We start from the raw sequence: 19,785 nt of genomic DNA, 5'->3' as shown, positions 1-19,785 counted from the left end.
TCTGCTTATACATTTGATAAGCCACAAGGAGTACGCCAATGCTGCGTAGCAAGCCTTTAAATGATGGCTTATTGGCCGCTGTCGACATGGGCTCAAACAGCTTTCACTTGGCCGTTGCACGCTTAGATCATGGCGTCATTCGTCTCACTGAAAGCCTGTCTGAAAAAGTTCAATTGGCCGCGGGCCTTGATGAAAATCAAATGCTTAGCGACGAGTCAATTGAGCGTGCTCTAGCCTGTTTGTCACGCTTTAGTCAGCACCTAGCGGGTGTCGAGCCTGACCATTTACGCATAGTTGGAACCAACGCCTTACGCGTCGCGCGCAATGCACGACGCTTTACTTTAGCTGCGCAAGAAGTGCTGAAACGACCCATTGAAATTATCGCTGGTCGCGAAGAGGCGCGATTAATTTATATCGGCGCATCGCAAACCATGGCTGGTCAGGGCAAGCGTTTAATCATCGATATTGGCGGCGGATCAACCGAACTAATTATCGGCGAGCGCCACGAACCGTTGCTCACTGAATCTTTACATATGGGCTGCGTAAGCTATAGCCAACGCTTTTTTGGCGATGGCCGCATCAGCCCAGAAGCACTCAATCGTGCCACTACCAGCGCTCGTCAAGAATTAGCCTCTATTGCGCGCAATTATCGCGAACTCGGCTGGGATGTCGCAGCTGGCTCATCAGGCACAATGAAAGCAATGCGCAACGTAATTTGCAGTCTCGGCTGGGGAACGCCGGAAGGGCATATTCCAGCCGATGCCATTCCAAAGTTACGCGAACTAATACTTAGCGTCGATGACATTAGCAAGCTAGAGCTGCCAGGCCTCAAGGAAGATCGCCGCCTACTGATTCCGGCAGGCTTTGCGATTGTGAGCGCAGTTTTCGCATCCTTGCATATTGAAACACTGACCTTTGTCGACGGCGCACTGCGTGAAGGCGTGCTCTATGACATGCTGGGGCGATATGGGGAAGGTGATGTGCGAGACCGTAGTATTGATTCATTGCAGCAGCGTTATGGCATAGACCGCGACTTCAGCATGCGCGTTTGTGACACGGCAACTGAGCTATTTAATCAACTGCAGTCGCCGCTCCAATTTGATGAGGATCACCTTGGTACATTACTAAGAGCTGCCCAACTGCACGAAATTGGCAAGGCCATCTCGCATACTGGCTTTCACAAGCACGGCGCATACCTGTTACTGCACTCTGACCTTGCCGGGTTTTCCAACCCAGAGCAGGAAGTTTTATCGCTAATGGTCGGCTCTCACCGACGCCGCTTGCGCAATGAAAATATGGAATCTTTGCGTAGCGCCGGTGGCGAGAAACTACTCCAACTCACCTTGATATTGCGTCTGGCAGTATTGCTTAATCACAGCCGTAGTCGTGATGATATCGCCGTCCCTCGACTTCGCTCCGATGGTGAGCACTACCGCATAGACTTCGAGAAAGGCTGGTTAAAAGCGCACCCATTAACGCTAGCCGACTTAGAGCAAGAGTGCAGCTACTTTAATAGCGCCAGCCTAAAACTCTCAGTGCACTAACTGAATTTTTCTAAGAGCTTTTGCTGTGCGCTACAGGGGCTATCATCGCCCGGCGTAGCGCGCACCCAACTGCCATCAGGCTGCATATCCCAGGCCTGCGTATTATCGTTAAGGTAGAGCATCAAGCCGTAATCAATAATGCGTTTGCGATGTACGGGGTCGAGGATAGGAAAACAGGTTTCAACTCGCTGATACAGGTTGCGATCCATCCAGTCTGCGCTGGAGCAAAACACTAAAGCTTCACCGCCGTTTTCAAAATAAAACACGCGCGTATGCTCAAGAAAGCGACCGACAATAGAGCGTACCGTAATATTATCGGTGACACCCGCAACACCAGGTCGTAAGCAGCACACTGAGCGAATAATTAGATCGACTTGCACACCTGCTTTTGAGGCGCGCATCAGTGCCTGCATGAGCACCTTTTCCGTCAACGCATTCACTTTAATGATAATACGCGCTGGCAAGCCCGCCTGTTTGTTACTGATCTCTTGCTCGATCATGCTGAGCAACTTGGGGTGCAATGTGAATGGTGCGTGCAACAGCTGCTTTAAACGCAGTACTTTGCCCATACCGGTAAGCTCTTGGAAGATTTTATGAATATCTTCGCAAACCTCAGGGTTCGCCGTGAGCAAGCCATAGTCGGTATAGAGACGCGCATTGCCTGCGTGATAGTTACCAGTCCCTAAGTGGCCATAGCGCATAAGCTTACGGCCTTCACGACGCACAATTAAGATCATTTTCGCATGGGTTTTATAGCCCACGATGCCATAAACCACGATCGCACCGGCTTGTTGCAGCTTATTTGCAACTTCAATATTTGATGCTTCATCGAAGCGTGCGCGCAGCTCGATAACGGCTGTCACTTCCTTGCCATTACGTGCGGCATCAGCCAGTACGTTTACAATTTCAGACTCAGGGCCCGAGCGATACAAGGTTTGCTTAATCGCAAGCACGGACGGGTCTCGAGCAGCCTGACGCAGCATATCGACCACCGGAGCAAAGGACTCAAACGGGTGGTGCAAAAGAATATCGCCTTGTGCGAGAGCCTCGAAAATACTTTCCGACTTTTGTAGCACCTCAGGAGTGCGAGGCCTAAAGGGCTTAAAACGCAAACGCGGCCGATCAAAGTCTGACAGCAGCCGCGATAAATTCACTGGCCCGTTTACTTGATACAAGGCTTCATTACTCAAGCCAAACTGTCTCAGTAAATAGTCAATAATGTGCCGAGGACAATTATCCGCCACCTCAAGACGCACGGCCGCGCCATAACGCCGCGAAAGTAACTCACCTTGCAGTGCAGAGGCTAAATCTTCCGCATCTTCATCAACCGTCATATCGGCATTCCGCGTAACACGGAATTGAAAACAGCCATTCGCCGTCATGCCTGGAAACAGCTCTGAAACATGTTCGTGAATAATCGATGACAACATCACATGCTGATCACCACCATCAACAATGTTATCTGGCAGGCGCACTACACGCGGCAATGAGCGCGGAGCTGGCACCACAGCCAATGACATTTGGCGACCAAAGGCATCTTTGCCATCAAGCGATACAATAAAATTAAGCGACTTATTAACTAAGCGCGGGAATGGATGCGAAGGGTCAAGCCCGATGGGCGTAAGCACTGGCATGACTTGTTCTTTAAAGTACTTTCGCACCCACGCCGACTGCTTATCCGTCCATTCATCACGGCGCAGATAGCGAATATTTTCAGCAGCCAGCGCCGGCAATAAATCATCATTCAAAATACGATACTGACGCTCAACCGCCGCGTGGCAAATCTCTGAAATAAGCTTCAGCACTTCTTGCGGCAATAAACCATCGGGGCCCGATCTGATATGCCCAAATGAAACTTGCTGCAGCAAACCCGCGACACGAATCTCGAAAAACTCATCGAGGTTGCGCGAAAAAATCAGCAAGAAATTTAGGCGCTCGATAAGCGGATGGCTAGGATCCGTCGCCTGCTCCAGCACACGCATATTGAAATCGAGAATACTTAGCTCTCGATTCAAATACAGCTCTGGGCTGGTCAACTCAAAGCTTTCAGCAGGCTCAGTCATAACATATCCTTCAGGTAATCAGCGCTTTTGATGATGCAGGCTATACCACCAAGATGTCAGCGTGATGAAGCATGAAGTAATCGCGCCGCCTCAACGGCAAAGTAGGTCAAAATACCATCTGCGCCCGCGCGTTTAAATGCCAATAGTGATTCTAAAATAACTGGGTCGCGCGACAGCCAACCGCGCTCAAAGGCTGCCACATGCATGGCGTACTCACCACTCACTTGGTATGCAAAAGTTGGCACTTGAAACTCAGATTTAACCAAACGAACAATATCTAAATATGGCATGCCAGGCTTAACCATCACCATGTCGGCGCCTTCAGCCAGGTCGAGCGCAACTTCATGCAAGGCTTCGTCGGAATTGCCCGGGTCCATCTGATAGTTCTTTTTATTGCCGCCTTTTAAATTGCCAGCGGAGCCTACTGCATCCCGAAATGGCCCGTAGTAACTCGATGCATATTTGGCCGCGTAAGAAAGAATACTAACGCGCTCATAGCCTGCTGCCTCAAGTGCAGCGCGGATAGCGCCAATGCGGCCATCCATCATGTCGGATGGTGCGACGATGTCTGCGCCAGCCTCAGCATGCGACAAGGCTTGGCGCACGAGTGCGGCCACGGTGATATCGTTGGCGACATAGCCAGCGTCATCGAGAATGCCATCTTGGCCATGCGTGGTGAACGGGTCGAGTGCGACATCGGTGATGATACCAAGATCAGGGTACGCGGCCTTCAGCGCGCGCGTGGCGCGTTGGGCGATACCATCGGGCGACCATGCCGCCGCTGCGTCTAAGCTTTTATGCTCTGGCGGTGTCACCGGAAATATCGCCAATGCCGGAATGCCCAGCTCGACCCATTCTGCCGCGGCCTCAATAAGCAGGTCGATAGACAGGCGCTCGACACCGGGCATTGATGCCACCGCTTCGCGGCGCTGCTCACCATCGAGCACAAAGACCGGATAAATCAGGTCATCGACAGTTAGTTGATTTTCGCGCACCAAACGGCGCAACCAGTTATGAGCGCGGGTACGACGAAGGCGAGTGGCGGGATAAGGCGCGCGATTGGCAACAGACATCATCATCTCTCTCGGTGTAATAGCAACAGCTTAGCCGAAACGCAGGCGCTTTCGTAGCAATGGCGCGAAGTTTGAGGTGACGCGTAGCAGAGAGCTTGCTACATTCCACGGCATTACATTCTTTTGCATGAATAGCGATATGAGCGAAACACTAACCGCAGATCAAGCGCCAAAACTGAGCCCCGAAGAACGTGCCGCGCGCCTAGAGAAACGCCGCCAACAACTCATCGATGGCTTTAATGCTATTCCGTTTATCGTTCATGTTGGCGGCAAGCTCGTCTACATCGGCGAAGATGAAGCGCGTGCTGAAATAAGCATGGCGCCGCACTTAGTCGGCAATACGTTTCAGCAGATTTTACACGGCGGGGTGATTGCCACTTTGCTCGATAGCGTCGCTGGCGTGGTCAGCATGGCTGCGGCCTATGGCCGCTTAAAAGGCCAAGCAACGGAAGAGAAAATGCGACGTATGGCACAGCTAGGCACTATCGATATGCGCATTGATTACTTGCGTCCCGGTCGAGGTGAGAGCTTTATCGCAACGGCAAAAGTGGTGCGCATTGGCAGTAAAATTTGCGCGACGCAAATGACACTACACAATGAGAAAGATGCACTTATTGCCACCGGCAATGCCGTGTTTCATTACTAGCCTAGGCCGTAAGTGCCTCTAGAGCTTCCGTTGCCGCTAACCAAGTCGACTCGGCCTGCTCCATCGTTTTCTGAGCCTGCTTTTGCTGCTGCAACATTGCCGCAAGTTCATCGCTGGCCGCCGGCTCATAGAGCGCTGAGTCGCCAAGACGCTCAGCAATCGACTCAACATTGGCTTGCGCATCGAGCATAGTTTGTTCGCTACGCTCTACGGCTTTTTGCGCGGCTCGGAGATCGGCAGAGCGCACGGGCTTTTTGCTCGCGCTCGGTTCTATTGCTGCTGGCGCCGCAACTGGCTTAGCTGCTTTCTCTAGATCAGCACCGGCCACCACAGAGATCGGAGCACCGTTGGTTTGCTTTGAGCGCCAGGTACGTAACCACTGCGCATAGTCATCGAGATCGCCATCAAAACGCTCGGCCTTACCGCTATTGATCAGCCACAACTCATCGCAGGTAACCGCAACCAAATGCCTATCGTGCGACACAAGCACAATCGCACCTTCAAACGCTTGAATGGCCACCAGCAAGGCATGGCGCAAGGCTAAGTCCAAATGGTTGGTCGGCTCATCGAGCAGTAATACATTGGGACGCTGCCAAATGATTAACGCCAACGCTAAACGCGCTTTTTCGCCGCCAGAGAACGGCGTAATTTCAGCGGTAATGCGATCGCCACCAAAACCGAAACCACCAAGAAAACTGCGTAGCGTAAGCTCAGATGTGGTCGGACTTAGGCGCTGAATTAACATTAGCGGAGTTGCCGATGAGTCCAGATGATCCACTTGATGCTGAGCAAAATAGCCAATGCGCGTGTGCTCACTGATTAAGCGTGTGCCAGAAATCAGCGGCAGGTCACCGACTAGCGCGCGCACCAATGTGGTTTTACCGGCGCCATTGGGGCCAAGCAAGCCGATACGTGCACCAGGATATAAGCCTAAAGCGACATGTGAAATAAGTGGCGTTTTACCATGACCAATGGCGGCCTCATCTAGCCGCAGTAATGGACTGGCTAAGCGCTCAGGCGCGCGAAAACGAATATCTAACCCCGACTCGATTTCGGCAGGCGCACTTAAAGTCATGCGCTCTAATGCTTTTATGCGGCTCTGCGCTTGTTTTGCTTTCGTGGCCTTGGCGCGAAAGCGATCGACAAATGATTGTAGATGAGCCACTTGCACTTGCTGCTTTTCAAAGGCTTGTTGTTGCTGCGCCAATCGCTCTGCGCGAGTGCGCTCAAACATCGAATAGTTGCCGCGATAATGCGTAATCGTGCCTTGCGCCACATGCAAAATATGCTCGACAACAGCATCGAGGAAATCACGATCGTGCGAGACCATCACCAATGTTCCGGGATAAGCACGCAGCCAATCCTCTAGCCACAAAATCGCATCGAGATCGAGGTGGTTGGTGGGCTCATCGAGCAGTAATAAGTCTGAGCGGCACATTAAGGTTTGCGCCAAGTTCAAACGCATACGCCAACCGCCAGAGAATGCGGAAACTGGGCGCTGCATATCTGACTCAGAAAAGCCCAGGCCGGCTAAAAGCTGAGAGGCGCGAGACGAGGCGGTGTAGCCATCGATGCTTTCGTAATTGGCAAATAAATTACCCATCGCCGTGCCATCGAGCGAATCCAAATCACTCAGTAGTTCGTCGAGCTGACGCCATTCGGCATCTCCATCGAGAACATAATCGAGTGCAGTGCGATCAACAGCAGCAACCTCTTGCTTCATGTGCGCGACAACCCATCCCACTGGGCGAGAAAGCGAACCGCTATCGGCTTGCAATTCGCGCAGCAACAGTGAAAACAGCGAGCTCTTGCCTGCGCCATTATTACCAGTCAGCCCCACATGCCAACCCGGATGGATCGCGAAACTGGCATCGGTAAATAAAGGGCGACCGCCACGTAGCAGTCCGAGTTGCTCGGCAAGAATCATGGGTTTCTCAAATTGGGCTTACAAATAGGTATGCAGAAATGACAACGGGCCCGAAGGCCCGTTGCATCTTAACTGAAACGACTTAGTTCGTTGAGTCAGTCTTCGGTGCTTCAGCCGTTTTAGCGGCTGGCTTTGCTGCTGGCTTAGCAGTAGCTGGCTTAACGGCCGGCTTTACTGCTGGCTTTCTAGCAACTGGCTTTTTAGCAGCAGTGGCAGGTTTGACCGCCGCTGATTTTTTAGCAGCAGCTGGCTTAACGGCCGCTGGTTTTGCAGCAGCTTTTGCTGGGGCTTTTGCTGGTGCTTTAACAGCGGCCTTCGCTGGCGCCTTAGCAGCAACTTTAGCCGGTGCTTTGGCTGGTGCTTTGGCTGGTGCTTTAGCGGCAGGCTTAGCAGCAGTGCCTTTTAACTTAGCTTGCAAAAATGCTTTCAATTCACTTTTCTGCGATGACTTTAAAATCTCACGGCGTGCTTGATAATCTTTTTTCGCAGCAGCAATAACTGCCTTCGCCTCGACTTGTACCTGACGAATACTGTCTTTAATCAACGCTACCATTTCTTTGTCACCGGCAGCTTTTTGCAATTGTGCTTGCAGCTTATCGATGGCTTCTTTTGCACTAGCTTCCGCTTTTTCAATCAGCTTCATGCCAGCTTCAACATAGCCTTCGGCTTCTTGTTGCGCCTTATCAACGGCTTTTTGTAATTGATCGCCTAACTTAGCAGCTTGCTTCTCTACGTCGGCTTTGATTTTTTCCACCTGGCTCGCTGCTTTAGCAGCGTTGGCCTTGATGGGCGATGCTTTTTTCTTTGCAGCGGGCATGGAAAATTCCTCAGATGGTTTATGCAAAAAAGAAGTTAAACGAAGATGCGTCAAATTGCGAGTCTATCAGCGAAACTTTTACAACTTTCTGTCGGAACTTAATCAATTGGCTAGTGGTCACACACGCTTCTTGTGCTTATGCTCAGCTTCACCAACATTTCTTGGAGTTTCCTATGCGTCGTCTTGTTCTCGCCGCTGCCATTTTATTTACCGCCTCAGCGGTGCAGGCAGATACCGATATTGCTCCAGCTTCTTTTGCCACTGCTCCAGTGCTTGCTCCAAATAGCGGCAAAAAGCCTGTCGTCGATAAAGAACAATTTGCCTACAGCATCGGCTATATGAATGGCCAAGGTAGTGCCGAGCAAATTCCAGATCTCGATACAGATACTTTCATTCGGGGTTTTAAAGATGCGATTGCCAAAAAAGAAAGCTTACTCAGTGCGCAAGAACGCACCACTGCGATTAATCGCTATAAAGCTCAGCGCATGGCGCAACTTGAGGCCGATTTAAAAGCTTTGGCAAAAGAAAACGCTGAAACTGGCCGAGCTTTTCTAGCGCAAAATCAAAATGCCGAAGGCATTAAAGTCACCGAGTCTGGCCTGCAATACCGTGTGCTGAAAGAGGCAACAGGTAAAAAACCATCAGCCACTGATACCGTTAAAGTTAATTATGAAGGCGCATTTTTAGACGGCACGGTGTTTGATAGCTCAGTAAATCGTGGCGAGCCGGCCACATTTACTATTGGCAGTGTAATTCCCGGCTGGACTGAAGGCTTACAAATGATGCCCGTTGGTTCGGTGTATGAGTTTTTTGTTCCTTCCGATTTAGCCTATGGCGAAGAGGGTGCAGGCCCCATTCCGCCAAATGCTGTACTGAACTTCCGTGTTGAACTACTCAGCATTGAGAAATCTACTGCTGCATCGACACCGTCTAAAAAGAAGAAGAAATAAGACATAAAAAAGCCGGCGAAAGCCGGCTTTTTTATTACCCATGAACACCGTAGTTAGCGACGCAATAGCTGCACAACAGCAGCGCCAGTCATGCCAGCGAACATCAGCAATGTCCATTCGGGCAAACTAAAGCCAAGCAATGACCAATCCACTAAGGCGCACTCACCAGCGCCTTTAAATACTTCATTAATCACTTGCTGCAATGGCAGGGCATCTAGCCAGTAGTCTAGCCCTGGGCCGCAGCTCGGCACTTGATCAGCCGGCAAGTGCTGCAACCAAACATGACGGCCAGCAACACCAACACCTGCCACACCAGCTACAGCAGCTAGGCCAGCATAAATTCGTCGACCAAAGCCCTGACGATTGTGCAAAAAGGCCAGCAAGCTAACGACACCAAATGCAATCACTGCCACGCGCTGAAATATGCACAGTGGGCAAGGCTCAAGGTCTTGGTAGTGCTGCAAATAAAGCGCAGCAGCCATTGCGACAACTGAGCTCAAGGCCATCCATAAAAATAAGCGTTGGGTGTTAAACATTTAGGCGGCTCCAGTTGGGGTGTCGGCAAAATACTGCTGCAAAAAATCATCAAAGGCTGGTGCAGGCGCTGCCTCTAAATCGGCCTGACGCTGCAATGATGCTTCAGCTTCGTCGCGATAGGCTGCCGCACGCTCATTGGCTAGCGGGCGCTGCATGAAGTGGTCGCGAGCGCGCTCAGCACGATCCATGGCAAAGTTATAGAAGCAGCCATCCCATTTGTCGATCGCCTGCAAAACCATCGCCGATCCTGTCAGCGCAGGGTTTTCCAGTTTGGCAAGCTGTGCTGCAACCGCGGCACTATACGTGTTGGTCACATGTGTCGAATCTAATATTTCGGCGACAGCGCGCAGCTCAACAAACAGCCTAGAGGCAAGCTCACGGAAGCGTACGGACTCACGGCCGGTATCAATTTCTAATGCTGGATCACGACCGCACTCGACCATAGCCTGTTGGTTTAATGGTAGGCGCTGATAGTCGACGTCATTGAAGGTTGGACTTTCTGCAAGTGCGCAATGCAGCGCAAAAACCTCCAAAAAGTGCGCGCTCTCGCAGCTAATGCCGAAAGGCTCAAACGGGTCTAAATCAACACAGCGCAGCTCTACATACTCAACGCCAGATCGGGCTAAGGACTGTGTTGGGCGCTCGCCTGAGGCTCCGTTACGCTTAGGTCGAATTAAGCCGTAATACTCATTTTCTAATTGCAGAATATGGCCATTTAGCTGCTGATAAATACCGTTCTGCTTAACGCCCATGGCCTCATAAGGCGCATACGGTGTCCGAATGGCGCGATCAAGATCACGTACATATTCATCGAGGGCGTTATACGACACTTTCAAGTCTGATTGAGCATCGTTTTGATAGCCCAAAGAACTCATGCGCAAGGATGTTGCATTGGGTCGATATAGCGTGCCCGATGGCATGGCATCTAGGCCGTGCTCACGGCCGGCTAAAAAGCTACCGCATACCGCCGGACTCGCTCCAAGCAAATACAAAAGCAACCAGCTGCGCCGCTGGAAGTTGCGTATTAACGCGAAGGATTTTTCTGAGCGGAAGTCGGTCAAGCTTTGCGTATTGCCGCTCGCCTCCTGCCAGGCCTGCCAAAAACTATCGGGGAATGACAAGTTGTAATGAATGCCGGCAATGGTTTGCATGCGTCGGCCGTAGCGCAGGCCGAGGCCGTGGCGATACAGCGTTTTCATGCGACCGATATTGGAGCTGCCATATTGCGCGAGCGGGATTTGTGCATCGGGGCCAAGCTTGCAGGGCATGGAATTGACCCATAAGCGCTCACTGCCTAGCTGCGAATAGACATAGCGATGGACTTCATCGAGATAGCCGAAAGCACTCGCGATGCTGTCGCAAGGCGGCGTGATGAGCTCAAGTAGAGCCTCGGAATAATCCGTCGTTATACTCGGATGCGTTAGCGCTGAGCCGAGTGCAGCAGGGTGTGGTGTTTGCGCCAACCAACCATCGCTATCGATGCGTAGCGACTCTTTTTCCAAGCCACGCTTCATGCCCTGCAGACAGCTAGCTTGCTGACTCAGCCACTGCAGCTGGGTGCTTAATTCGCGGTCCATCGACCTCTCCTAAATCGCCGCCGTTACTGGCCACGATGACAAATGCTTATTTCGATACGCCGGCTTTGCGAAACAAGTCGCCTAAGGTGCCGGACTTTAATGGCGCGCTGCCTTGTTGTTGGCGTTGCGGCTGCTTAGCTGTTGCGGCGCTCTGGCGTGATGCGCCGCGCGGTGATGACTGGCGGTCTTTCACCACGCCATCGCCAGCTGTCGGCAACGCCGCATCTAGCTTACAAGACAGAGCAATACGCTTACGCGGCAGATCTACTTCCATGACTTTCACTTTGACAATATCGCCAGCCTTCACCACCTCATGCGGATCTTTGATGAAGCGATCCGACAGCACAGAAATATGCACTAGGCCATCCTGATGCACACCAACATCAACAAATGCGCCGAAGGCAGTAACGTTAGTCACCACGCCTTCGAGCACCATGCCGGGCACCAGGTCTTTCATTTCAGTTACAGCATCACTAAACGTTACCGCTTTAAATTCAGGGCGCGGATCACGGCCGGGCTTTTCTAGCTCACTGAGCACATCTTGCACCGTGATCAAACCAAAGCTTGTATCGACAAAATCAGCTGGCTTTATCGACTTTAATGCTTTGCTATTGCCAATGAGCTGCGCGAGATCACATGCAGCAGCGGCCTGAAACTTCGCCACTAGTGGATAAGATTCTGGATGCACTGCTGATGCATCCAGCGGGTTGCTACCTTGGGCAATGCGCAAGAAGCCTGCGGCTTGCTCAAATGTACGCTCGCCTAAACGCGGCACTTTTTTCAGATCTTGGCGATCGCGAAAGACGCCATTAGCATCACGGAATGCCACGATGTTTTGCGCTAGCGTTGTGTTTAAGCCGGCGATGCGCGTGAGCAGTGCTGCCGAGGCCGAGTTCACATCCACGCCAACGGCGTTTACGCAATCCTCTACAACAGTGTCGAGCATGCGCGAGAGCTTGAGCTGATTAACATCATGCTGATACTGACCAACGCCAATGGCTTTCGGATCGATTTTCACCAGCTCCGCTAGCGGGTCTTGCAGGCGGCGAGCAATCGATACCGCACCTCGGAAAGTCACATCGAGATTGGGGAATTCTAACGCGGCCAATTCAGACGCTGAGTATACCGATGCGCCGGCTTCGCTGACCACGATTTTGGTCAATCCAAGAGACGGATGCTTCTTCATCAGCTCGGCGACCAACTTATCGGTCTCGCGCGAGGCCGTGCCATTGCCAATGGCGACGAGCTCAACGCCATGTGTTTTACATAGCTCAGCGAGTGCATGCAGCGAACCATCCCAATCGTTGCGCGGCTGATGCGGGAAAATCGTGCTATGCGCAACGAGCTTGCCAGTGCCATCGACAATGGCGACTTTAACGCCAGTGCGCAGGCCAGGGTCTAAACCTAATGTCGGGCGCAAGCCAGCGGGCGCGGCCATTAATAGATCTTTCATATTGCGAGCAAAGACGCGGATAGCCTCTTCTTCGGCCTGCACGCGCAACTCGCCGAGCAGATCGCTTTCCAAATGCGTGAGCAGTTTCACGCGCCATGTCCAACGCACAACTTCATTCAGCCAAACATCGGCAGGGCGATTAGCCGCCTCAATGCCAACATGATTGGCAATTAAATGCTCGCAGGGATGCACGCCATCATCGGTATCTGGCAGGGTAAAGTTTAGCGACAAAAAGCCTTCATTGCGGCCACGGAACATCGCCAACGCGCGATGCGATGGCACTTTAGCCAAGGCTTCATCATGCGCAAAATAATCCTGAAACTTTGCTGCCGCCGCTTCTTTACCGACCACTACACGAGCACTTAATAAAGCGCGACCTTTCAAGTAATCGCGCAATAAAGCCAGCAAATCGGCCTGCTCTGCAAAGCGCTCCATCAGTATATGTTTTGCGCCATCAAGCACGGCTTTCACGTCAGGATAGGCCAAGCCGCCCTCGGCAGCCTCGGCCACAATAAACGCTTGCGCCTCAGCTTCCGGCACTTTAGAAGGGTCGTTAAACAGCATATCGGCCAGTGGCAAAAGGCCAGCGGCGATGGCTTGCTGGCCCTTAGTCACGCGCTTTTGCTTATATGGCAAATACAAATCTTCCAAACGCGCTTTAGTTTCAGCGGCCAGAATTTGTTCGCGCAAAACGTCGGTCATCTTGCCTTGCTCTTCAATACTGGAAATGATGGCCGTGCGGCGATCACTCATCTCACGCAAATACACTAACCGTTCTTCGAGCTGGCGCAGCTGTGTGTCATCGAGCGCTCCGGTCACTTCTTTACGATAGCGCGCGATAAACGGCACCGTAGCGCCGCCATCCAATAAGTCGATGGTGGCTTCGACCTGCTCAGGTCGCACATTGAGTTCACGGGCAATTTGTAAAGCTAGCGCAGACATAACAACTCACAGTATTGTTAAAACGATTTTTAAGATGCGCAATTAAACCACTTACTCCGCCGCCTGTGTCAGGCAAAAGCCGCCCGTGTTCAAACGCCTTGCGCCTGCGTACACTCAGGCTTAACGGTAAAACCAGATGAGGATGGGATGAATAGCGACAACCGCGATGCCCAGAAGATTTTAGTTGTCGATGACGATGTGCGCCTACGCACGCTTTTACAGCGATTTTTAGAAGACCAAGGCTATGGCGTAAAAACAGTCGCAGATGCCGTGCAAATGGATCGCGTACTCGGCCGCGAGCTATTCGCACTGATCGTGCTCGACTTTATGCTGCCTGGCGAAGATGGCATTGCCATTTGCCATCGCCTTCGCGAGTCAGGCAATAACACGCCAATTATTATGCTTACCGCGCGTGGCGCGGACAGCGATCGCATCAACGGCCTTGAAGCCGGCGCCGATGATTATTTGCAAAAGCCATTTAATCCGCAGGAGCTTTTAGCGCGCATGAAGGCCGTACTGCGCAGGCAGACGCGCGAACTACCTGGCGCGCCATCACAAACCAGCGAAGTTGTCAGCTTTGGTCCATGGACACTGGACTTATCAACGCGCCAACTGAGCAATACCGGCACCTCGGTATCGCTGACGACGGGCGAATTCGCCGTCTTAAAAGCCCTAGTACAACATCCACGCGAACCACTCACTCGGGATAAGCTCATGGCGCTCGCTCGCGGCCGTGAATGGGGCGCGATGGAACGATCCATCGATGTCCAAGTTTCACGCCTACGCAAGCTCATCGAAACCAATCCCGCTAACGCCCGCTATATCCAAACCGTGTGGGGCGTGGGCTATGTATTTGTGCCCGATGAGCTAATCTAATGCTCAAGCTGCAAGATCCGGCTAAGCGCAAACGCAGCCTCGTGCAATGGCTGAAGCCACGCTCGAGCGCCATGCGCACGACGCTTGTTATTGGCATCGTGGTGCTGATGAGTCAGGCGCTATCGATTGCGTTTTTTTGGCAAAACTTATATTTGCCGGAGATTCGCCAGCACGCGCATAGCTCTGCTATTAAAATGCTGAAGCTACGCGATGCTGAGCGCGAAGGCGTTGCGCCAGAGATTATCGATCGTGCGCTTCGAGACTACGGAAATGTAGAAATTGTTCGTGATGTCGAACGCTTTCCATCGCCACGTGATAAATGGTTTGCTGAGCTATTTACCGACCGCTTTCAAAAGCAGCTACGCCGCGAAATAGGCTTTCCATCCTTGGTGTACTTCGAGTTTAAACCGGTCCCTACACTCTGGATAAGCGCCGACACCGAGCAACCCATGTGGGTACGCGAAGAGCTGCTATTTATGCAGCAATACAGCCCGGGCATTATTTTAGGATGGGTCTTGGGCGTTCCGCTGCTATCGATCATTGCCATTATTATTCTGGCTCGCCAGCTCAACCGACCATTAAAGCGCCTGCAACTAGCGGCGATACGCGTCGGGCGTGGGCAGCACAGCACGCAGCTGGATGTGCAAAGTGGGCCAACAGAAATTCGCGCAGTGAACCGAGCCTTTAACCAAATGACACGGCAAATTCATCTCGCCGAGCAGGAGCGCACGGTTATGCTCGCCGGCATTTCACATGACCTGCGCACACCATTAACACGCATGCGCCTGACAGCTGAAGTGATGCGCGATCGTGACTTAGCAGAAGGCTTGGTTACCGATATCGAGGATATGGACGCGATTTTGGATCAGTTCATCGCCTTTATGCGTGATGGCTCAGAAGAGCAGGCCGAGCAAATCGACTTAAATGCCTTGGTCAGTGAAGTGACGCAACAATTTTGCCATCTTATTCGTATCGAAACTGTGCTTAGTGAAATCCCACCACTGCGCTTACGCAAACTGTCGTTTAAACGGCTTATCGGAAATCTAATTCAAAATGCGATGCGCTACGGCCAAGCCCCTGTCGTGTTTAGCACAGAAGAAGTAGGGCCCAATATTTTATTGCGTTGCCGTGATCACGGACAGGGAATTGATGAAACGCGCATGCAGGAGCTGCAGGAGCCATTTCGCCGCGGCGATAGTGCGCGCGGCTCGCAAGGCTCGGGCTTGGGTCTTGCCATTGTGGCGCGCATTGTCTTGCAGCATCGCGGCCAACTACACCTAAGCAATCATCCCGATGGCGGCTTGGACGTTAGCATCACGCTGCCCAAACCTAGGCTATGGATGCGTCGCTAGCTTATTGCACGCTATCTGGCGCATCCGCAGCAGGTTGAAATAGCTGCTCGATGTCTACTGCATCGAAGCCATAAACCTGATGGCAAAACTGACAGTCGACGCTGATCGTGCCTCCTTGCTCAGCAGCAACTTCGCGCAGATCTTCAACACCCAACGACACTAAGGCGTTAGCACTACGCTCACGCGAGCAGGTGCACTTAAAACGCAGCGCTGTCGTCGGGAAAAGTTCAACCGACTCTTCGTGAAAGAGCCGATATAAAAGCTGCTCGGGAGCAACGCCTAATAGCTCTTCATTTTTCACCGTCGCCGCCAATTGTGTGACGCGCGGCCACAAATCATCGTCTTCGCCACTATTATGACCCGGCAAAACCTGCAGCATTAAGCCCGCAGCGCCTTCGTTGTCGGCAGCAAAGATGAATTTCGTCGGAAGTTGTTCAGACTGCCGGAAGTAATGGCCCAGTGCGTCAGCCAAACTCGCGCCCTCTAGCGGCACAATACCTTGGTAACGTTCGCCATCATCAGGTTCGATAGTAAGTAGCAGGCGGCCGACACCTGTGAGTGTTGTCCACTGCGTATCGGCATAGCTTGCATCAGCGTCAAAGCGAGCTATTGCACGCACATCACCAGCTTGATTGCACTCCGCCATAATCAAGCCAACAGGGCCATCGCCTTGAATTTGCAGAATAAGGCTACCTTTGAGCTTTAGAGTTGCCGTCATTAGGGCAACAGCCACCATAGCCTGTCCTAATAATGCTGCTACAGGCTCTGGATAGTGGTGCTTTGCCAGAGCGGCCCGATAGGCTTCATTGAGCCGGCAAAGCTCTCCTCGAACAGGCGTATTTTGAAAATGAAAGCGCTGAAGAAAGTCTGGCACGATGAAGAACTCACATGAAAATAGTTGGGCTGAGTGGCGATGTCGTCTACTTGACCAGTTTACTGCATCGCACTACTCTACGTGCTGTTACATCTAGTAATCATTTATTTACAAGGATTTATTGACTATGAAATTGCATAAACTTGCTTTGGCAACATTTATGGCTACAGCTGCCATGGCAGCTCATGCCGAAATCACTGTCAGCCCGATGATCGGCTACCACATGTACGACAATGACAAAGGCCTCGACGATGGCGTCGACTCCTCATTAGCTCTTGGTTACCGCGTCAATCCAAATGTAGGTTTAGAGCTTCGCTACGGCTTCGCCAACCCTACAAACAAAGCGAGTGGCACGGGTGCTACTCGCCATGAAATGGCTACTTTAGATACTTACTACCGCTTCAACGTTGAAAACAAACTACAGCCTTATGTTCTGATCGGCGGTGGTTTGGCTCGCGGCACAAATAACGGCTATACAGAACACACTATTGCTAACGTCGCAGTTGGCGCCTTCTATGAAATGGCCGACAACCTAGCGCTTCGCGGCGAAATCCGTGGCGTTGAAGATATGCAAGAAAGCGATCACGACGGCATCGCCTCTGTTGGTGTGACTTATAGCTTCGGCGGCCAAAAAGCAGCAGCCATTGCTCCAGTAGCGGCCGTTGCCGTAAAAACTGATGGCGACGACGACAAAGATGGCGTTGCTAACAGCGCTGACAAATGCCCAGGCACACCAACCAATGTGGTTGTGACTGCTGATGGCTGCACGAAAGAACTAGTTGAAACAGTTAGCCGTGAAATGCGCGTGCTGTTCGATACTGACAAATCAGTTGTGAAACCTGAGTTCCATGACGAAATCGAAGGCATTGCAAAACTGCTGAAAGAATACCCAGCAGCTACTGTTGAAATCCAAGGCCACACTGACTCACGCGGCACCGCTTCGTATAACGATGCCCTGAGCCAACGTCGTGCCGACGCCATTGCTAACGTACTGACCAAGACCTACGGCTTGTCCGCAGATCGCATCAGCTCGAAAGGCTACGGTGCTGCACAACCAGTTGCCGACAACAAAACTGCTGAAGGCCGTGCTAAAAACCGTCGCTCAGTAGCTGTTGCTCAAGGCGAAGTGAAAGTTACCGTTAAGAAGTAATTCCTAACGCGTAATGCAAAAAAGCCACCTTCGGGTGGCTTTTTTTTATACTCGAACTTCCACACATTTAATCAGCACAAGAATTGTGGCAATAGTTCAGGTATACTTTGCGCCCAATTTTTGACCGCCGCGCGAGACCTATCTTGTCTATCAAGCAAATCCGAAATATCGCTATTATCGCTCACGTTGACCATGGCAAAACTACGCTCGTCGACAAGCTGCTACAGCAATCGGGCACCTTCGGCGATCGCGGCGGTGATGTCGAGCGCGTCATGGACTCCAACGATTTGGAGAAGGAACGCGGCATTACCATTTTGGCAAAAAACACTGCCATCAAATGGACTGACCCGCGCGATGGCCAAGAATACGGCATCAACATCGTCGACACCCCAGGCCACGCCGACTTCGGTGGCGAGGTTGAACGCGTACTGTCGATGGTCGATTCTGTCTGCCTCTTGGTTGACTCGGTTGATGGCCCAATGCCACAAACCCGCTTCGTGACCATGAAGGCCTTCGCTCGCGGCCTCAAGCCCATCGTTGTGCTGAACAAAGTTGATCGCCCAAGCGCTCGCCCACATTGGGTTATGGACCAAGTTTTCGAATTGTTCGACAACTTAGGCGCTACCGATGAGCAGCTCGACTTTCCTGTCGTCTACGCATCTGGCCTCAACGGCATCTCTGGCTACGAAGCTGACAAGCTCGGCACCGACATGACGGCGTTATTCCAAACCATTATTGATCGTGTTGCGCCGCCACAAGTCGATGTTGACGGCCCATTCCAGATGCAAATTTCATCACTCGATTACAACAGCTATGTTGGCGTTATCGGCATCGGTCGCATCACTCGCGGTCGTGTCAAAACCAATACGCAAGTCACCATCGTCGATAGCGAAGGCAAAAAGCGTAACGGCCGTATTTTGCAAATCATGGGCTATCACGGCTTAAACCGAGTTGAAGTGCCAGAAGCAGATGCAGGCGACATCATTTGCGTCACCGGCATGGAAGGCTTAGGCATTTCCGACACACTGTGCGACCCACAGTGTGTTGAAGCATTGCCATTGCTCTCCGTCGACGAACCCACCGTGAGCATGACATTCCAAGTCAACAACTCACCATTTGCCGGTCGTGAAGGCAAGTATGTGACCTCGCGTAACATCAAAGATCGCCTAGAAAAAGAGCTTATCCATAACGTCGCTTTGCGCGTTGAGCCCACCGACAGCCCAGACCGATTCAAAGTCTCAGGCCGTGGCGAGCTGCATTTGTCGGTGCTCATCGAAAACATGCGTCGTGAAGGTTTCGAGATGGGCGTGTCACGCCCTGAAGTAATTTTCAAAGAAGTCGACGGTGTGAAATGTGAGCCCTTCGAAAATGTCATTTTCGACGTTGAAGAGCAGCATCAAGGCGGCGTCATGGAGCAAATGGGCACACGCCGCGGCGACATGACCAATATGATTCTCGACGGCAAAGGTCGTATTCGTATTGAAGCCACAGTGCCTTCGCGCGGCCTCATCGGCTTCCGCTCCGAGTTCTTAACCATGACCTCCGGCACCGGCATCATGACCGCCAGCTTCTCGCATTATGGCGCATTGAAATCAGGCGATGTCGCTAAGCGTCAAAATGGCGTACTGATCTCCATGGTGCAAGGTGTCGCTCTCGGCTACGCCCTGTGGAACTTGCAAGAACGTGGTCGCCTCCACATTGGCCCACAAACTGAAGTCTATGAAGGCATGATCATTGGCCTGAACTCACGTAACGATGACATGGCGGTTAACCCCACCAAAGCTAAACAGCTGACCAACGTTCGTGCTTCCGGCACAGATGAAAACATTGTGCTGACTCCGCCAATTCGTTTCACATTGGAGCAGGCGCTAGAGTTCATTGAAGATGATGAGCTAGTCGAAGTGACACCGAAGTCCATTCGTCTGCGCAAGCGTCACCTGACCGAAACTGACCGTAAGCGTGCCAGCCGTAACTAAGCTTCACGCTCTACGCTCCAACAAAAAT

At 51.9% G+C, this 19,785-nt stretch carries 15 protein-coding genes; 7 read left to right on the top strand and 8 right to left on the bottom strand.

Features of this window, described 5'->3' with window-relative positions; genetic code table 11:
• The first annotated feature begins 38 nt into the window (after positions 1-38).
• Positions 39-1,544 (top strand): Ppx/GppA phosphatase family protein, encoded by a 1,506-nt coding sequence (locus ACFQ0F_RS10165; protein ID WP_340675810.1) that lies wholly within the window; start codon positions 39-41, stop codon positions 1,542-1,544.
• Here the strand turns inward: ACFQ0F_RS10165 and ppk1 are convergent.
• Together ppk1 and hemB are read right to left on the bottom strand one after the other, a co-directional pair.
• Positions 1,541-3,607: a polyphosphate kinase 1 gene (gene ppk1 / locus ACFQ0F_RS10160; protein ID WP_379071753.1), complete on the bottom strand. Its 2,067-nt coding sequence runs from the start codon at positions 3,605-3,607 to the stop codon at positions 1,541-1,543. The genes ACFQ0F_RS10165 and ppk1 overlap by 4 nt on opposite strands.
• A 56-nt stretch (positions 3,608-3,663) precedes the next feature.
• Positions 3,664-4,683 (bottom strand): porphobilinogen synthase, encoded by a 1,020-nt coding sequence (hemB, locus tag ACFQ0F_RS10155; protein WP_449304931.1) that lies wholly within the window; start codon positions 4,681-4,683, stop codon positions 3,664-3,666.
• Positions 4,684-4,819: 136 nt separating this feature from the next.
• Between hemB and ACFQ0F_RS10150 the strand changes: the two genes are divergently transcribed.
• Positions 4,820-5,326, top strand: a complete 507-nt coding sequence (locus ACFQ0F_RS10150; protein WP_379071746.1) for a thioesterase family protein — start codon at positions 4,820-4,822, stop codon at positions 5,324-5,326.
• 1 nt (position 5,327) lies between these two features.
• Here ACFQ0F_RS10150 and ACFQ0F_RS10145 read toward each other — a convergent pair whose 3' ends face one another.
• Positions 5,328-7,253, bottom strand: coding sequence for an ATP-binding cassette domain-containing protein (locus ACFQ0F_RS10145; protein ID WP_379071743.1), 1,926 nt, complete (start codon positions 7,251-7,253; stop codon positions 5,328-5,330).
• 82 nt (positions 7,254-7,335) lie between these two features.
• The gene (locus ACFQ0F_RS10140; RefSeq protein WP_379071740.1) at positions 7,336-8,070 is read right to left on the bottom strand and encodes a hypothetical protein; all 735 of its coding nucleotides are present in this window, start codon (positions 8,068-8,070) and stop codon (positions 7,336-7,338) included.
• 173 nt (positions 8,071-8,243) lie between these two features.
• On the opposite strand from ACFQ0F_RS10140, the gene ACFQ0F_RS10135 reads away from it, so the two are divergent.
• A complete protein-coding gene (locus tag ACFQ0F_RS10135; RefSeq protein WP_340675816.1) occupies positions 8,244-9,020 on the top strand; it encodes an FKBP-type peptidyl-prolyl cis-trans isomerase in 777 nt (258 codons plus the stop codon).
• A 53-nt stretch (positions 9,021-9,073) separates the two neighbouring features.
• Here the strand turns inward: ACFQ0F_RS10135 and ACFQ0F_RS10130 are convergent, their stop codons facing one another.
• From ACFQ0F_RS10130 to ACFQ0F_RS10120, 3 genes are read right to left on the bottom strand one after another with little or no spacing between them, the layout of a single operon-like run.
• The gene (locus ACFQ0F_RS10130; protein WP_340675817.1) at positions 9,074-9,556 is read right to left on the bottom strand and encodes a disulfide bond formation protein B; all 483 of its coding nucleotides are present in this window, start codon (positions 9,554-9,556) and stop codon (positions 9,074-9,076) included.
• Positions 9,557-11,134 carry a glutamate--cysteine ligase gene (gene gshA, locus ACFQ0F_RS10125; RefSeq protein ID WP_379071737.1) on the bottom strand — a complete coding sequence of 526 codons (1,578 nt, stop codon included), beginning with the start codon at positions 11,132-11,134 and terminating at the stop codon, positions 9,557-9,559.
• Between the two features lie 46 nt (positions 11,135-11,180).
• A complete protein-coding gene (locus tag ACFQ0F_RS10120; protein ID WP_379071734.1) occupies positions 11,181-13,529 on the bottom strand; it encodes a Tex family protein in 2,349 nt (782 codons plus the stop codon).
• Between the two features lie 147 nt (positions 13,530-13,676).
• Here ACFQ0F_RS10120 and ompR point away from each other — a divergent pair, with 147 nt between their 5' ends.
• Complete coding sequence (gene ompR / locus ACFQ0F_RS10115) at positions 13,677-14,405, top strand: osmolarity response regulator transcription factor OmpR (RefSeq protein ID WP_340675820.1); 729 nt, start codon at positions 13,677-13,679, stop codon at positions 14,403-14,405.
• Positions 14,405-15,757 carry an ATP-binding protein gene (locus ACFQ0F_RS10110; RefSeq protein ID WP_379071730.1) on the top strand — a complete coding sequence of 451 codons (1,353 nt, stop codon included), beginning with the start codon at positions 14,405-14,407 and terminating at the stop codon, positions 15,755-15,757. Before ompR ends, ACFQ0F_RS10110 begins: the two co-directional genes overlap by 1 nt.
• Position 15,758: 1 nt before the next feature.
• Here ACFQ0F_RS10110 and hslO read toward each other — a convergent pair whose 3' ends face one another.
• Positions 15,759-16,631 (bottom strand): Hsp33 family molecular chaperone HslO, encoded by an 873-nt coding sequence (gene hslO, locus ACFQ0F_RS10105; RefSeq protein ID WP_379071727.1) that lies wholly within the window; start codon positions 16,629-16,631, stop codon positions 15,759-15,761.
• 127 nt (positions 16,632-16,758) lie between these two features.
• Here hslO and ACFQ0F_RS10100 point away from each other — a divergent pair, with 127 nt between their 5' ends.
• Both ACFQ0F_RS10100 and typA read left to right on the top strand, forming a co-directional pair.
• Positions 16,759-17,781: an OmpA family protein gene (locus ACFQ0F_RS10100; RefSeq protein WP_340675823.1), complete on the top strand. Its 1,023-nt coding sequence runs from the start codon at positions 16,759-16,761 to the stop codon at positions 17,779-17,781.
• Positions 17,782-17,924: 143 nt separating this feature from the next.
• Complete coding sequence (typA, locus tag ACFQ0F_RS10095; protein WP_379071724.1) at positions 17,925-19,757, top strand: translational GTPase TypA; 1,833 nt, start codon at positions 17,925-17,927, stop codon at positions 19,755-19,757.
• Positions 19,758-19,785: the final 28 nt, after the last annotated feature.

This window comes from Paraperlucidibaca wandonensis, assembly GCF_042677145.1.
Lineage (GTDB): Bacteria > Pseudomonadota > Gammaproteobacteria > Pseudomonadales > Moraxellaceae > Perlucidibaca > Perlucidibaca wandonensis.
The sequence above is the reverse complement of the archived record's forward strand: the minus strand, read 5'-3'. Positions and strand labels throughout refer to the sequence as shown.

Bases quoted from the DNA above. Each gene is read 5' to 3' on its own strand.
- hemB (WP_449304931.1), bottom strand. From the start codon at position 4,683: ATGATGTCTGTTGCCAATCGCGCGCCTTATCCCGCCACTCGCCTTCGT.
- ACFQ0F_RS10145 (WP_379071743.1), bottom strand. From the start codon at position 7,253: ATGATTCTTGCCGAGCAACTCGGACTGCTACGTGGCGGTCGCCCTTTA.
- ACFQ0F_RS10135 (WP_340675816.1), top strand. From the start codon at position 8,244: ATGCGTCGTCTTGTTCTCGCCGCTGCCATTTTATTTACCGCCTCAGCG.
- gshA (WP_379071737.1), bottom strand. From the start codon at position 11,134: ATGGACCGCGAATTAAGCACCCAGCTGCAGTGGCTGAGTCAGCAAGCT.
- ACFQ0F_RS10100 (WP_340675823.1), top strand. From the start codon at position 16,759: ATGAAATTGCATAAACTTGCTTTGGCAACATTTATGGCTACAGCTGCC.
- ppk1 (WP_379071753.1), bottom strand. From the start codon at position 3,607: ATGACTGAGCCTGCTGAAAGCTTTGAGTTGACCAGCCCAGAGCTGTAT.
- ACFQ0F_RS10150 (WP_379071746.1), top strand. From the start codon at position 4,820: ATGAGCGAAACACTAACCGCAGATCAAGCGCCAAAACTGAGCCCCGAA.
- ACFQ0F_RS10120 (WP_379071734.1), bottom strand. From the start codon at position 13,529: ATGTCTGCGCTAGCTTTACAAATTGCCCGTGAACTCAATGTGCGACCT.
- ACFQ0F_RS10165 (WP_340675810.1), top strand. From the start codon at position 39: ATGCTGCGTAGCAAGCCTTTAAATGATGGCTTATTGGCCGCTGTCGAC.
- ACFQ0F_RS10110 (WP_379071730.1), top strand. From the start codon at position 14,405: ATGCTCAAGCTGCAAGATCCGGCTAAGCGCAAACGCAGCCTCGTGCAA.
- ompR (WP_340675820.1), top strand. From the start codon at position 13,677: ATGAATAGCGACAACCGCGATGCCCAGAAGATTTTAGTTGTCGATGAC.
- ACFQ0F_RS10140 (WP_379071740.1), bottom strand. From the start codon at position 8,070: ATGCCCGCTGCAAAGAAAAAAGCATCGCCCATCAAGGCCAACGCTGCT.
- ACFQ0F_RS10130 (WP_340675817.1), bottom strand. From the start codon at position 9,556: ATGTTTAACACCCAACGCTTATTTTTATGGATGGCCTTGAGCTCAGTT.